Source organism: Oceanobacillus zhaokaii (assembly GCF_003352005.1).
Lineage (GTDB): Bacteria > Bacillota > Bacilli > Bacillales > Amphibacillaceae > Oceanobacillus > Oceanobacillus zhaokaii.
In genome coordinates this window covers 2,696,702-2,710,808 of record NZ_CP024848.1, presented here as the reverse complement: position 1 = coordinate 2,710,808, position 14,107 = coordinate 2,696,702, and the positions used below count along the sequence as shown (strand labels likewise).

15 protein-coding genes are annotated in these 14,107 nt (G+C 37.7%); 11 read left to right on the top strand and 4 right to left on the bottom strand.

Annotation, left to right across the window (positions count from 1 at the left end; genetic code table 11):
* Positions 1 to 281: 281 nt before the first annotated feature.
* Both CUC15_RS13740 and CUC15_RS20115 read right to left on the bottom strand, forming a co-directional pair.
* On the bottom strand, positions 282 to 1,586 hold the full coding sequence (locus tag CUC15_RS13740; protein WP_114917204.1) for a S8 family serine peptidase: 1,305 nt from the start codon (positions 1,584 to 1,586) through the stop codon (positions 282 to 284).
* 200 nt (positions 1,587 to 1,786) lie between these two features.
* Positions 1,787 to 1,951, bottom strand: coding sequence for a hypothetical protein (locus CUC15_RS20115; RefSeq protein WP_162800322.1), 165 nt, complete (start codon positions 1,949 to 1,951; stop codon positions 1,787 to 1,789).
* Positions 1,952 to 2,114: 163 nt separating this feature from the next.
* Here CUC15_RS20115 and larE point away from each other — a divergent pair, with 163 nt between their 5' ends.
* The 8 genes from larE (at position 2,115) to CUC15_RS13700 (ending at position 9,292) form a co-directional block, all read left to right on the top strand.
* Positions 2,115 to 2,954, top strand: coding sequence for an ATP-dependent sacrificial sulfur transferase LarE (gene larE / locus CUC15_RS13735; RefSeq protein ID WP_114917203.1), 840 nt, complete (start codon positions 2,115 to 2,117; stop codon positions 2,952 to 2,954).
* 229 nt (positions 2,955 to 3,183) lie between these two features.
* Positions 3,184 to 4,047, top strand: a complete 864-nt coding sequence (gene larC, locus CUC15_RS13730) for a nickel pincer cofactor biosynthesis protein LarC (protein ID WP_114917202.1) — start codon at positions 3,184 to 3,186, stop codon at positions 4,045 to 4,047.
* Between the two features lie 57 nt (positions 4,048 to 4,104).
* On the top strand, positions 4,105 to 4,851 hold the full coding sequence (larB, locus tag CUC15_RS13725; RefSeq protein ID WP_114917201.1) for a nickel pincer cofactor biosynthesis protein LarB: 747 nt from the start codon (positions 4,105 to 4,107) through the stop codon (positions 4,849 to 4,851).
* A gap of 93 nt (positions 4,852 to 4,944) precedes the next feature.
* Positions 4,945 to 5,409 (top strand): nickel pincer cofactor biosynthesis protein LarC2, encoded by a 465-nt coding sequence (gene larC2, locus CUC15_RS13720; protein ID WP_114917200.1) that lies wholly within the window; start codon positions 4,945 to 4,947, stop codon positions 5,407 to 5,409.
* A gap of 89 nt (positions 5,410 to 5,498) precedes the next feature.
* Positions 5,499 to 6,461, top strand: a complete 963-nt coding sequence (locus CUC15_RS13715; RefSeq protein ID WP_114917199.1) for a quinone oxidoreductase family protein — start codon at positions 5,499 to 5,501, stop codon at positions 6,459 to 6,461.
* Between the two features lie 221 nt (positions 6,462 to 6,682).
* Entirely contained in the window at positions 6,683 to 7,678 is a 996-nt protein-coding gene (gene sppA / locus CUC15_RS13710) for a signal peptide peptidase SppA (protein ID WP_114917198.1), read from the top strand.
* A gap of 18 nt (positions 7,679 to 7,696) precedes the next feature.
* Positions 7,697 to 8,164, top strand: coding sequence for an RDD family protein (locus tag CUC15_RS13705; protein ID WP_114917197.1), 468 nt, complete (start codon positions 7,697 to 7,699; stop codon positions 8,162 to 8,164).
* A gap of 183 nt (positions 8,165 to 8,347) precedes the next feature.
* Positions 8,348 to 9,292, top strand: coding sequence for a hypothetical protein (locus CUC15_RS13700; protein WP_114917196.1), 945 nt, complete (start codon positions 8,348 to 8,350; stop codon positions 9,290 to 9,292).
* A 68-nt stretch (positions 9,293 to 9,360) separates the two neighbouring features.
* Here CUC15_RS13700 and CUC15_RS13695 read toward each other — a convergent pair whose 3' ends face one another.
* Both CUC15_RS13695 and trhA read right to left on the bottom strand, forming a co-directional pair.
* A complete protein-coding gene (locus CUC15_RS13695) occupies positions 9,361 to 10,170 on the bottom strand; it encodes an alpha/beta fold hydrolase (protein ID WP_114917195.1) in 810 nt (269 codons plus the stop codon).
* Positions 10,171 to 10,359: 189 nt separating this feature from the next.
* On the bottom strand, positions 10,360 to 11,007 hold the full coding sequence (trhA, locus tag CUC15_RS13690; RefSeq protein ID WP_114917194.1) for a PAQR family membrane homeostasis protein TrhA: 648 nt from the start codon (positions 11,005 to 11,007) through the stop codon (positions 10,360 to 10,362).
* 142 nt (positions 11,008 to 11,149) lie between these two features.
* Between trhA and CUC15_RS13685 the strand changes: the two genes are divergently transcribed.
* The 3 genes from CUC15_RS13685 to CUC15_RS13675 all read left to right on the top strand — a co-directional run bounded on the left by CUC15_RS13685 (position 11,150) and on the right by CUC15_RS13675 (position 14,024).
* The gene (locus tag CUC15_RS13685; protein WP_114917193.1) at positions 11,150 to 11,737 is read left to right on the top strand and encodes a DUF1836 domain-containing protein; all 588 of its coding nucleotides are present in this window, start codon (positions 11,150 to 11,152) and stop codon (positions 11,735 to 11,737) included.
* 67 nt (positions 11,738 to 11,804) lie between these two features.
* Positions 11,805 to 12,860: a M42 family metallopeptidase gene (locus CUC15_RS13680; RefSeq protein ID WP_114917192.1), complete on the top strand. Its 1,056-nt coding sequence runs from the start codon at positions 11,805 to 11,807 to the stop codon at positions 12,858 to 12,860.
* 147 nt (positions 12,861 to 13,007) lie between these two features.
* A complete protein-coding gene (locus tag CUC15_RS13675; RefSeq protein ID WP_114917191.1) occupies positions 13,008 to 14,024 on the top strand; it encodes an LLM class flavin-dependent oxidoreductase in 1,017 nt (338 codons plus the stop codon).
* The last annotated feature ends 83 nt before the right edge of the window (positions 14,025 to 14,107 follow it).

Below are 14,107 nucleotides of genomic sequence, written 5' to 3'. Positions count from 1 at the left end.
ATTAGGATGAGTTTTAATATACTGTACTATTAAAAGCAATTTATTTCGTTTTTAATTTTTATCTTATGATATAGCCCGTTTCCTTATTAGGGGACGGCTACATAATGATTGTGAAAACGAGTTTAAATGCCCCTTAATTTCTCTAGCCGTCTATCCTTTTCATTAAAATTGTACAGGTCTACTAACTTCCACAATGATCTCCATGGAACAAACTAACTCTCTTCCTTCCATATTATAAAATAGCAAAAGGGAGAACTTTTTGTTCTCCCTTTTGCTTGAGCTTAGCTTCCCTGTACTGATTCAGTTGGAATTCGAAGATAACTTTTTGCCATACGGGCGGCACTCTCTGCTTCAATATATCCCCATATATCGTCAAGTGTTGGGTGAGAAGTCGCTTTTAGGATGCTCTTAATATCATTTGGACTGAGATTCGGATTAGCTTCCAGCATAAGGGCAATGATCCCTGCGCAAATTGGTGTTGCCATAGATGTACCAGACAATTGGATATAATTTTCATCGATAATCATCTCTGGTAATTGAGATTCAATCGCTGAATCAGGAGCTAACAAGGATATAATATTTGTACCTGGTGCATAAATATCCGGCTTAATCAGCGAATCAATTGTAGGACCTCTACTAGAATAATCTGCTATAAGATCATCTGTACGCTCTAACGTGTTTAGATCATCAGTTGATCCAACTGTTATGATAAAAGGGTCGATTGCTGGGGTACTGATAGTTGCTGCAGCAGGGCCACTATTCCCAGCAGCAGCACATACAACAATTCCTTGATGCCACGCAGCTTGAGCAGCTAGTGACAATGGATCCTCCCTAAAAGATTCATAGGCAGGGGCTCCGAGCGAAAGGGAAATGATCCGTATATTGTACTCTTCTTTATGATCGATACACCATTCTAAACCTTCAATTATCGTTGATAGCCTGCCACTTCCTTGTTTATCTAAAACCTTTATTCCAATGATAGAGGCTTCTGGCGCTGGGCCCATATATTTTCCATTAGAGAGGCTTCCATTACCAGCAGCATCACCAGCACAATGTGTTCCATGCCCGTTATCATCATAGGGCTCACTTTCCCCGTTGATAAAATCCTGAAAAGCTATAATTCTATTTGTTGGACTCGTCAAGTCTTCATGTGGATGGACACCTGTATCTATGACTGCAATCGTAACGCCATTTCCTGTTAAATTAAGCTGCTCTCTCACATTAACAGCTCCTATTTGTTCACAGGCAATATCGAGACAGGAAGTTACTATCCGGTCGTAAAAAATCCGTTCTACTGCTTCATGGTCTTTAATTTGTTTTATATTATCAGGTGTTAAGTTTCCCTTCAGGCCATTTATACTGCGTAGTTCTTTACTGAGTTTGTTATGGGAGTCAGCATTGCATGCTTTTAGGAGATCGTCTTTTTTGTCTTGATTACAATTATCTTTCAAATAAACGATGATGGGGATTTCATTGTTGCTGGTTACATTCTGGTTTACTTTCCGGGAATTCCGCAATTGTTCCACTAAGCCAGGGTCAAGTTTACGTGCAGCATCTTCAAACCATACTTTTTTTCTGCTACTCATTATACTCCTCCTTTTATAGTAAACTATTTACATTAATAGACTATCAATTTAAAATAGTTAAAACAATCCAACGATATAACTATTTTACAGGATATGGGTCCGTTCAAACCCGTCTCCATGTCCCTAATCTTACTCCATAGGTGTTAAGATTTAAGTCCCCAATGGTCCGGACGAAGAATATCAAATCATCAAATACTTGTTTACTCTGTTGTTTCATCGAGTTGAAAATACATGGTTGTAGTCTTAAATACTCTACGGAGCGTTTTGACATTTTGATTAAAATCAGGATGTAATTTGTCTTGTGGTTTATTTTTTGCTTGGTCATGTTTTAAATACGTTTTCTTGATCGCTGGTCTTCTTAGCAATTTATTAATACTCTTATAATGAAGTTAAATGAAAAGGGCTTCATTTATCGTTTTTTTGTTCAATAAGTGCTATAATAAAAATATCAAGTATAATCTACTAGATTCTTTATTGAATAATAAAGAAGTCAAATTCCCCTATTTTAGGGAAGATGAGGTGAATGGAATGAATGAAGTAACCCGTAATAAAAATAATCAATTAGGTGAAATACTGCAAGATATGGGCCGTGTAATGGTTGCGTTTTCTGGCGGTGTTGATAGTGCTGTTGTCTTGAAAAGAGCGCAGCAAGAACTTGGAGATCAAGTATTAGCTGTTGTTGTTGCATCAGAATTATACCGTGATTCCGAATTTGATGCTGCTGTTAAGCTAGCAGAGGATATGGGTGTTGCTGTTCTTAAAACGGAAATTAAGGAACTTGAAGATGCAAATATCGTAGCTAACCAAACAGAAAGCTGGTATTACAGCAAAAAATTACTTTACACACATTTAAATAAATTAGCGGAAGAATTAGACTACCCGTATGTTTTAGATGGCATGATCATGGATGATGAAGAAGATTTCCGTCCAGGACTAAAAGCTAGAACAGAAGAAGGAATCCGCAGTGTATTACAGGAAGCAAATATTTATAAAACCGAAGTTCGTGAGCTTGCAAAAGAATTAGATCTTCCAGTATGGAATAAACTTGCTTCATGCAGTTTAGCATCTAGATTCCCTTATGGTACTGCACTTGATAAACAAAAAGTAAATCAAGTAAACGAAGCGGAACTTTACTTAGCTCGTATCGGCTTTGCTTCTGTTCGCGTACGTTATCATGATAATGTGGCACGAATTGAAGTTGCGGCAGATAAGATTGCAGATCTTTTAATGAAGCGTGAAGAAATTCAAAATAAACTTGTATCACTAGGATTCGACTATGTATCTGTTGACCTTCGTGGGTACCGTTCAGGAAGCATGAATGAAGTTCTTCCTGAATTAGCAGAACAAAAAATGGCTGCAAATGCTTAATTGAAATTAAATGTATTTTGGCAGATGAGAAAGTATAGTAATTTCTCAGTGCAAAAGTGCAACTAAGGCCGTCGCTAAAAGGCATGGCTATGCCTTAGTTTTCTAACCGGGGGGTTATAACTTCCCGGTTTTTTTCATTTAAGAATGAAACCCATTTGATAGGTTGCGAATGGATTATCTGATATAATTCAATATTGTAAAGGACACATTAAATCTAAGGAGTACGAACATGAAAATTCTTTATTTGGATTGCTTTTCTGGTTTAAGCGGAGATATGACAATAGGTGCGCTCCTTGATGCAGGCGGAGATTTCGAGCACTTAGAAGAGGAATTAAAAAAATTACAAATAGATGATGAATATGAACTCAAAATAAGCAAGGTTGTAAAAAATGGGATAACAAGTACAAAGTTTGATGTTGTGCTGGGAAATGAAATGATACAAGATCACACGCATACGCACGACCATGGTGATTATGTGCACGCAGGGGAACACGGTGATCACGAGGCCCATGTACATACGCACGATCATGAACATAGTCATACACATACACATGATCATGACCATTCACATAATCACGGACATCATCACCGTGCATACCGTGATATTGTTCAGTTGATTGAACAAGCAGGCTACTCGGAAAAAGTAGAAGAGATGGCATTAAATATGTTTAAAAAAATTGGCGAAGCAGAGGGTAAAATCCATGGTGTGCCATTAGCCGATGTTCATTTTCATGAAGTTGGTGCAGTGGACTCTATTATTGATATTGTTGGGACAGCAATTTTAATTGAACAGCTTGGAGTAGATGGAATTAAATCTGCACCAGTTCCAACAGGGTCAGGTCATATTCACATAGACCATGGGGTATATCCAGTGCCAGCGCCAGCAACATTGGAAATTTTACGTGGTGTGCCACTTGCGAAAAGTGAGTTGAAATCAGAACTGACAACGCCAACTGGTGCAGCAATTGCAGCAGTACTCGCAACAGAGTATGGTACATTTCCAGCAATGAGTGTTACAAGTATTGGCTATGGTGCAGGAACGAAAAGCTTTCCCAATCACCCAAATGTATTACGCGTAATGATTGGAGAATAGTACCGTTGAAGTGTAAATCTTCATCGGTGAATCAAAGAAGCAAGAGGTGGAAAATAGATGGATGATATATTAAAACTAGTACAAGCAGGTTCTTTGTCGATTGAAGAAGCAAAGAAAGCATTAGCTACATATGAGGATCTAGGGTTTGCCAAAGTGGACCATCACCGGCAGAAGCGGCAAGGATTCCCAGAAATAATTTATGGGGAAGGAAAGTCGGTGGAACAAATCATTGCGATCCTTGAAGCGATTAAGGCGAAGCAAAATGATGTTCTAATTACAAGAATTTCCGAAGAGAAGGCGAGCAAGGTGCTCGAAGTCCATCCAGAATTCATCTATCATCAAGTAGCAGAAATTCTATATTGGAAAACAGAGCAAAAGCATGTGGATGAATCAGACAGCTTTATTGCAGTACTCTGTGCAGGTACATCTGATTTACGTGTTGCAGAAGAGGCAGCAATAACTGCTGAGGTTCTCGGAAGTAATGTTAAACGTTTTTATGATGTTGGAGTAGCTGGAATTCATCGCCTGCTTGATCATGCCGAAGAAATACAAAAAGCATCGGTTTCTGTTGTTGTAGCAGGAATGGAAGGTGCGCTGCCAAGTGTTGTCGGTGGACTTGTATCACATCCGGTTATTGCCGTACCGACAAGTGTAGGGTATGGTGCGAATTTCCACGGGTTATCGGCATTGCTAACGATGTTGAATTCCTGTGCAAGCGGCATTAGTGTTGTAAACATTGATAATGGCTTCGGTGGTGCATATAGTGCTGTATTAATTGATCAGTTAGCACGGAATAAAAAATGAAATTTTAGTATGTAGTAACATAAGTCCAACAAAGGCTGTCACCAAAAGTCTACGGTGACAGCCAATTTTTCTAAGAAAGAGGGAAGACGCAACATGACTTCTAAACATCCACCGAATCATGAGCATATTGATGAAGAAATGATAAAAATGGAAGTAAATCTTGATGATATTTCTGGGGAATGGCTTGGTTATGTGATGGACCGTCTCTTTGAAGCAGGTGCTAATGATGTATTCTATACACCAATCTATATGAAGAAAAATCGACCGGGAGTATTGCTGCAATTACTTTGCTCTGTTCAAGCTCTCGATAAAATGAAGGGAATTTTACTGAAGGAAACAACGACATTAGGGATACGCTATTATCCGATAACAGTACATCGGATGGAACGGCGGTTTATTCAAGTTGAAACCGAATGGGGAACTGTAACCGTTAAACAAGGAATCAATGATAAAGAGGTTTTTCAAAGCTCACCTGAGTATGAAGATTGCCGTAAACTTGCAGAAATCCATAACTTGCCATTAAAAAAAGTGTATGAAGCAGTTTGGAAAAAGCTGTAATGATTAACGAAAAAAGCTATCCCATTTACTTGTAGCTAAATAATGAAATAACCTTTCATTAAAGGACTATCACAAGGAGTGTGTTGTAAATGAAAGCACTTATTTTTGAAGAATTTGGTGGACCAGATGTATTACAGTATCAAGAAATTTCGAATCCAACGATAAAAGAAAATGAAATATTAGTACGTATGAAGGCGATTGGACTGAACTTTGCAGATATATATAGGAGAAAAGGAAATTATCATCTTGCTGGTGATCCACCATATATATTGGGATATGAGGGTGCGGGAATCGTCGAAAGTGTTGGTTCTAATGTATTTAATATAAATGTTGGTGACAGGGTTGCCTTTGCTGATGTTCCATTTGCAAACGCAGAATTCGTTGCTGTTCCACTGGAAAAGACAATTCCATTACCTGATGAAATAACATATGAAGTTGCATCATCTATATTATTGCAAGGGTTGACTGCGCAATACTTAACTAAAGACAGTTATGAAATACAACCGGGGGATTTTGTTCTCGTCCATGCAGCAGCTGGTGGTGTTGGGCAAAACCTGGTTCAAATCGGGAAACAATTAGGTGGAAAAGTTATTGGGCTAACCTCAACAGTAGAAAAATCCAATACAGTCTATGAAGCAGGGGCAGATTTTGTATATTTATATGAAGAGAATTGGTCGGAAAAAATTAAAGAGATAACAAACGGAGGGGCGGATGTTGTATATGAATCCGTTGGCTCAACTTTAGCAGCGAGCTTTAATGCAACAAAAATTGGAGGTACTGTTGTGTTTTATGGTATGTCAGGTGGTGACCCAATACCTGTGGACCCTAGAATGTTAATGGATACCTCAAAGACGTTAACCGGTGGGGATTTATGGAATGTATTAACTTCCAGCGAAGAAAGAATAATCCGTTCGAAGGAGTTATTTGACTGGATAATTGCAGGGAAGTTAAAAGTGAAGGCTCCAACAAAATTTGATCTGAAAGATGGCGCTGAAGCACATCGATTTCTGGAAAGCAGAAAAAGCTTAGGGAAGATTATCCTTGTGCCTTAGGGTTTGACTTGAATGATTTTAGAAAGCTGTAACTTATTTGCTATTATTCAACTAAACTCAGGAACTGCAGATGTGCTTAGATAATATTAGAAAATTGGAAGCGAATAATATCATATTTGTAGTACGAGAGTTGTTTATCGAGATCAGTATGAATAAAATGAAGGAAATGAGGAAATAATTGTCCTTTCCTTAAATAAATTTATAAACATGGGGTGTACATATTGAATAAAAAACGTTGGATCGCACTAGGGATAGCAATTGGTTTATTCATCGTTTCGATAATTTCACAAATCGGTACAACCGTTGCATCAACAGACTTTGATTCTTTATTTAGTTCGTTTAATGAAGACTTCGGTGAGGAGATTATTGACCAAGGAACTAGTCTGGACAAGATTGCAGTGCTTAGACTGAATGGTGTAATTCAGGAAGATAGCGGATCGAGTGTATTAAATACGGGGACATATAGTCATCAGCGATTCTTGGATTTATTAGACCATGCTGCAGAAGATGAAGCTGTTAAAGCTGTCGTCTTGGATGTAAACACTCCAGGGGGTGGAGTTGTAGAAAGTGCGGAGATTCATGAAAAAATAATGAACATTCAACAAAACTATGAAAAACCAGTCTATGTATCAATGGGGAATACTGCAGCATCTGGCGGATATTATATTTCCGCTCCTGCCGAAAAAATTGTTGCCCATCCAGCTACTTTAACAGGATCAATTGGTGTTATTATGCAAGCATTAAATTATGCGGAGCTTGCAGATAATGTTGGCATCGATTTTAACACGATTAAAAGTGGAGAGTACAAAGATATTATGTCTGCCTCTCGTGAGATGACAGATGAAGAGAGAGCATTGCTTCAAACAATGATTGATGAGCTTTACGGTGAATTCGTTCAAGTAATTGTTGACGGTCGCGGAATGACTGAATCGACTGTTAGAGAATTGGGAGATGGCCGTGTGTATACTGGAACACAGGCGAAGGAAAATGGCTTAGTTGATGAATTAGGAACATTAGATGATACGATTTCAATGATGAAAGAGGAACAAGGTTTATCGGACGCAACTGTAATCGAATATGCCAGTGGATTTGAATTCAACCGATTTTTAGGAGGAGCAATGCAGAGTGTATTTGGCGGTTCTTCAGAATTAGATGGTCTTGAGAATCTGCTTAGAGAAGCAAATGCGCCACGGGCAATGTACTTATATTCAAGATAAGGAGGATGACATGCTGCTATGAGTGAAGAACAAATAAAATATGATATAGCAAAACCATCTGCCGATACAACAAGATATGCAGGATTTTGGATGCGGTTTTGGGCATATTTAGCTGATATGGTTATTGTATTCAGTATCAATGGAATCCTTCTTAGCCCACTTAATTTTATCAACGGAGGGAAACCAATTGGGATTGCCTATTGGAGCCTAGCAGGAATAATAAGTGTGCTTGTTCTATACTTATACTTTTTATTAATGACGAAATATTATGGGCAAACATTAGGTAAAATGATCTTTGGATTGAAAGTAATTAGAAAGGATCTTCAGCCACTGCAATGGAGTGATATTGTTTTTCGCGAACTGGTCGGCAGATTCTTTTATCGTGTACTATTCATTGCACAGTTATTATATATAGTTGTCGCGTTTGATGATAAGAAGCAAGGGATACATGATATGATTAGCGACACAAGAGTTATACATCAATAGAAATCAATATTAGTCAGCTTGGATATTGCTCCGAGCTGACTATTTTTTATTTAATGAAACTATTCGTGGCAGGAAACCGTATGAAAGTTACAATCGTTCTGCAGAGTTTGTTGCTTATAATAGTACATTCTAATTGCCAGTAGAATAGTAGAAAGTAACGATTTAAAACGGGGGGAAGAACAGATGAATAACTCAAATAATCTTAATATCCAGCTTGCGCAAATAAAGGGAAGTCTTGGTCAAAAGCAAAAATGGGAGCTACAATTGGCAGATTACCATAAAGAACTAGCAGGGATTAAGCATTCAATATCTACCTTGGAAAAACAATTATCAGCTGAAATGAAAGATGTTGAGAAGTTAGAACGGATTGGTTTTAAAAGTCTATTTCAAACTTTTTTTGGTTCAAAGGAAGAGAAGCTAACGAAGGAAAAGCAGGAGGTTATAGCGGTTCAACTCCAGTTGAAAGAAGCCAAGAAAACAAAAGCAGAAATTACGAAATCAGTTTCACAGCTTGAGCGTAACATTCAAAGTGTTGGAGATATCGAAATGGAGTTTGAACAATTACTTGAAAGAAAGGAAGAACTGATTAAGAATAGTAATTCTTCTTTAGCAAATAAATTATTCGAGCTAACAGAGCAAGCAGATGATATACAAATAACACTTTTAGAGCTTGCTGAAGCAATAAAAGCAGGAAACATTGCGCTAGGTAATTTGGAAGATGCAGTGACTTCACTCGAAAGTGCATCAGGGTGGGGAACCTTTGATTTATTTGGCGGAGGAGCAATTGCCAGTATGGTGAAGCATAGTCATATTGATGAGGCAACGAATGCAATTCATGATGCCCAGTCGAGTATGCGCCATTTTCAAAAGGAATTACTCGATGTGGATAAAACTGTCAATGTAGAAATTGATATTTCCGGATTACTTAAGTTTGCAGACTTTTTCTTTGATGATATTATTTCCGATTGGATGGTACAAGGGAGGATTCAAGATTCGTTGAAGCAGGCGAGAAATCAATTAGCCAATGTTGAGCGTATTGTTCGGAAACTAGAAGCTGAAGTAGTGCAAATGGACGGAGAGCTAACAAACATTGAAATAAAGAGAAAGGAACTGATTGAGATTTCTTAATGAAAGTACAACAAGGGTTATCAACCAATATTTTGGAGACAACCCTTGTATTGTAGTCTAGACTGTGACTATCCAATAAAGTCAAGCAATTCCCGGTTGAATTTATCCTTTTCTTCCCAAAACAGTCCATGTCCACTATTTTCAAACCACACGAGTTTAGAATTTCTAATGCCTTGATGTAATACCGTTGCAAGTAGTGGCAAACATACTCTGTCATGTACACCATGGAGGATTAGTGTTGGGACTTGTATTTTGCCAATATCGTTAAATAAGGTTTCATCCCTTAATGACACTGCTAAACTCGCCGTGGCGTACCCCGCCGCTTCAAGCCCTAACTGGAAAAACCAATCAGAAAAAGGTTTTGTGAGCTTCTGAAAGAAAAACATACCGGTAAAATTAGAAAGCATTTGCGGTCGGTCTTGGTATGTTTGTCGAATAAGTTGATCAACTTCGCTTTTCTTTAATCCATATGGAAATCCTGGCTGCTCGGTGAAACTAGGAGCAGCGGCTGCAAAGAGGGCTAATCTTGAGACACCATATCCATGGTGACGAGCCATGTAGCGAGTCACAATTGCGCCGCCGACAGAATGTCCTGCTAAAGTAAAATTTTGTAAACCAAGTGTTTCAACGATATAACGAATATCATCAGCAAGTCGATCATAGGAATATCCATCCCATGGTTTATCGGATTTACCGAATCCCCTAATGTCAATCCCAATACAGCGGTAACCTTGCCCTGGTAAAATATTAAACTGATACTCAAATAATTTATGGTTCGCTGGCCAGCCGTGGACAAAGAGTATAACCTTTTCACTTATTGGATTTACATCTTCCACATAAATATTGACGGTAGGTTCCACTTTAACATAGTAGCCCAAAACAGCATCCTCCTTAAACAATCTTCTTTCTTCATTGTTATTAGTGAAAGAGGTTGTTTAAGAACTTGATTGAAAAATGAGAGGCTGAAATTCATAAATATGGTGTGATGTAGATGGAGGAGGAACTGGAATTAATTTTATCAACAAAGGCATATGGTCCTAAATCGAACACACATGCCTTAACTTTATTTATAATACATACCCGTATATACAAATGAAATGAAACAAGCTTCCAAATAAAATAAAGATGTGAAAAATCTCATGGAATCCCCAATTTTTAAATTGAAGAAACTTTGGTTTAAAACCATAGATAATCCCGCCGATAGTGTAGGCTAATCCACCGATAATTAAGAATATCATTCCACCAGTACCGAGTGATGGTGCGAGATCGCCTGTAAAGAAAATAACTAACCAGCCCATTCCTAAATAGATTGCTGTTGATAACCATCTTGGTGAATGGAACCAAGTTAGTTTAAAGGTTACACCAAGTAATGCTAGGCCATTAACAACGAAAAATAATACCCAACCGAGCGTACCATTTAGACTGATTAAACAAAAAGGTGTATACGTTCCTGCAATAAGAACGAATATCATCGAATGATCAACCCTTCTCAACCAAGCAATTATATGATCCTTAGCAATCACCATATGATATGCCGCTGAAGCCGAGTATAATAAAATCATGCTCACACCAAAAATAATCACCGCTGTTATCGCAAGAATAGATTCCGTTGTCGTTGCCGCCTTGATGATCATTAGTACTAGACCAACGATAGCAAATAAAGCCCCAAATAGATGTGTCAATCCATTGATCGGTTCTCGAATATAATTATCCATATTATCAACACCTTTGTATAGTATGTAGTTTTAAAAACTATATGATAATCATATACGCATCTCGTCATATAGTCAATGTTTACTTCATGAAAAATTAATCGTATAATGGTTATAAATTAAACAGAATTTTGGTGTAATGAAAATGGAAAATATCAACGAACTAATTAAGGATTTGCATTTGGACACACATTTATTACTAGAGGATATTCCAGATATTGACCTCTATATGGATCAGGTGATTCAATTATTTGAGAAAAAATTTGCTCCGACAAAACGAAATGAAGATGAAAAAATATTAACAAAAACAATGGTCAATAATTATGCGAAAGGGAGGTTATTTTTTCCGATTAAAAATAAAAAATATACAAAAGAACATATTATGTTAATCAGTATGATTTATCAAATGAAGAGTGTACTATCAATTAACGATGTTAAAAATAGCCTTCAGACCCTTAATAATAAATTAACGGATGAAGAAGAATTTAATCTTGATGCACTATATGAAAATTATCTAGAATTAGCAGAAAATAATGTTGCGCGTTTTCTTGACGATAGTACAGCATTGAGTCATAAGATCTTCATGGAATTAAAGGATCAAGAAAATCCAGATGCTAATTATTTTCAGCAATTATTACTAGTTGCCTCGTTTGCGAATATGAGTAATTTATATCGAAGAGCTGCGGAGAAAATTGTGGACGGAATGAACGAGGAACAGAAGAAGAAGGACTAGCCAAGTTTCTTGTCCGGAAATTCCAGAAGCGGTAAAATAGAGATAGATTGTTGAGAGGAGTAAAGAAATGTTTACATGTCCAAACGTGAACGAAACAAAAGAATTGATTAAACAATTAGTATCGATTCCTAGCCCTTCAGGAAATACTGGGAAGGTCATTCAATTTGTTGAGGATTATTTTAAGAAGCTAAACGTTGAAACGAAGCGTAATCGCAAAGGTGGATTAATTGCTACTCTACCTGGGGAAAATTATCAAGAACACCGTATGTTGACTGCTCATGTTGACACTTTGGGTGCGATGGTGAAAGAAGTGAAATCGAATGGTCGTTTACGGCTCGACTTGATTGGCGGATTTCGCTACAACTCAATAGAGGGAGAATATTGTGAAATCCAAACGGCAAGTGGCAAGGTTTTCACAGGAACCATCCTAATGCATCAAACCTCTGTTCATGTTTATAAAGATGCTGGGGACGCAAAACGTGACCAAGTGAACATGGAGGTACGAATCGATGCTAAGGTAGAAAACGCGGAAGATATTCGCGCGTTAGGTATTGAAGTAGGAGATTTCGTTTCTTTTGATCCTCGTGTGGAATTGACAGATAACGGTTTTATTAAATCACGTCATTTAGATGATAAAGCAAGCGTTGCAATCCTGTTGCAGCTGATTAAACGATTGAAAGAAGAGAAGGTTGCCCTACCATATACAACGCATTTTCTAATTTCTAATAATGAGGAAATTGGTTATGGTGGTAATTCGAATATTACACCGGAAACGATTGAATATTTGGCAGTAGATATGGGTGCGATGGGGGATGGTCAATCAACAGATGAATATACGGTTTCAATTTGTGTGAAAGATGCAAGTGGTCCTTATCATTATGAATTAAGAAAAAACCTAGTAGCATTAGCAGAGGAAAATAAGCTTGGCTATAAATTAGATATTTATCCATTCTATGGTTCCGATGCATCGGCAGCAATTCGTGCTGGTCATGATATTGTTCACGGCTTAGTTGGACCAGGAATCGATTCATCCCATGCATTTGAAAGAACACATGAAGAATCACTATTGAATACGGAAAAATTACTTTATCATTACGTACAATCTGCAATGGTTTCTATTTAAGATAAGAAAGTATAAAAAATTTCTTAACGAATAAGTGCAACTAAGACTGTCGCAAAAGGCCTGGTGTCAGCCCTAGTTTTTTTAAAAAATGATGAACTTACCTTGTCTATGGTAGGTTCTTTTCATATAGTGGAAAGGAAGTAGTGCATGAAACTTAGTATATTAGATCAAGCACCAGTCTCAAGTGGTTATTCGGCAAAGGAAGCATTAGAAGCGACAATCGAACTTGCAATGCTTGCAGAAAAATTAGGCTATACCAGATACTGGGTCGCTGAACATCATGACCTAAAAGGTCTAGCATCACCAGCACCTGATATTCTGTTAGGTATAATTGGCTCACAGACGGAACGAATTCGAATTGGTTCGGGTGCAGTTCTGTTGCCGAATTATAAGCCATTTAATATCGCTGAAAGATATAACTTGCTGGCTACATTGTATCCGGAACGTGTTGATATTGGTCTCGGCAGGGCACCAGGTGGATCAGCAGAAACATCAATTGCGCTAGCAGGAAACTTTCTTGAACAAGTAAAAAAAATGCCGGAGCTGTTGGATGAGCTGCATCACTTTTTACATCATAACTTTCCTGCTGATCATATATTTTCTAAAGTGTCTGCTGCGCCTATGCCGACGTCGGCGCCTGTTCCATGGCTTTTAGGTACTAGTAAAAAAAGTGCAATATTAGCTGCTGAAAAAGGAATGCCATATGTATTTGGTCATTTCATGAGCGACCAAGAAGGACCTTCTATTGTAAAGACGTACAGAAACAATCTAAAGCAAGGTATACCAGAAATCATTATTACAGTATCCGTCATTTGTGCGGAAACCACCGAGGAAGCTGAGGAGATGGCTTTAAGTAATCTGCTCTGGAGGGTGCAACAGGATAAGGGGAAAGGGAAAGACGGAGTTCCATCGATTGATGAAGCAAAGGATTATCTTTTCAATGATCACGAACTAGTGATGATTGAAAAGATGAAAGAGAAGCAGATTATTGGAAATCCGCAAGAAGTCCGTGCGAAGCTGGAGAAACTTCAAGCAGTATATCAAACGGATGAAATAATGATTGTTACGATTACACATGATTATGAAGCAAGAAGAAAATCTTATCAGCTGATCGCCGAAGCGTGCGATTTAGAAATAATATCTGATTGTATAAATGATAAATAATAATAAGTGCTGAAGTTTGTTAACAATTTTAAGCTTTCCTTTTCTACAGAAATAACTCATAATAAGTTTTGTGATAAACTATA

What these genes read in the sequence shown, in the direction of transcription:
- CUC15_RS13740 (WP_114917204.1), bottom strand. Translation starts at nt 1,586, where the DNA reads ATGAGTAGCAGAAAAAAAGTATGGTTTGAAGATGCTGCACGTAAACTT.
- larB (WP_114917201.1), top strand. Translation starts at nt 4,105, where the DNA reads ATGGATGATATATTAAAACTAGTACAAGCAGGTTCTTTGTCGATTGAA.
- CUC15_RS13680 (WP_114917192.1), top strand. Translation starts at nt 11,805, where the DNA reads ATGTTTACATGTCCAAACGTGAACGAAACAAAAGAATTGATTAAACAA.
- CUC15_RS13715 (WP_114917199.1), top strand. Translation starts at nt 5,499, where the DNA reads ATGAAAGCACTTATTTTTGAAGAATTTGGTGGACCAGATGTATTACAG.
- CUC15_RS13700 (WP_114917196.1), top strand. Translation starts at nt 8,348, where the DNA reads ATGAATAACTCAAATAATCTTAATATCCAGCTTGCGCAAATAAAGGGA.
- larC2 (WP_114917200.1), top strand. Translation starts at nt 4,945, where the DNA reads ATGACTTCTAAACATCCACCGAATCATGAGCATATTGATGAAGAAATG.
- larC (WP_114917202.1), top strand. Translation starts at nt 3,184, where the DNA reads ATGAAAATTCTTTATTTGGATTGCTTTTCTGGTTTAAGCGGAGATATG.
- CUC15_RS13705 (WP_114917197.1), top strand. Translation starts at nt 7,697, where the DNA reads ATGAGTGAAGAACAAATAAAATATGATATAGCAAAACCATCTGCCGAT.
- CUC15_RS13685 (WP_114917193.1), top strand. Translation starts at nt 11,150, where the DNA reads ATGGAAAATATCAACGAACTAATTAAGGATTTGCATTTGGACACACAT.
- larE (WP_114917203.1), top strand. Translation starts at nt 2,115, where the DNA reads ATGAATGAAGTAACCCGTAATAAAAATAATCAATTAGGTGAAATACTG.
- trhA (WP_114917194.1), bottom strand. Translation starts at nt 11,007, where the DNA reads ATGGATAATTATATTCGAGAACCGATCAATGGATTGACACATCTATTT.
- CUC15_RS13675 (WP_114917191.1), top strand. Translation starts at nt 13,008, where the DNA reads ATGAAACTTAGTATATTAGATCAAGCACCAGTCTCAAGTGGTTATTCG.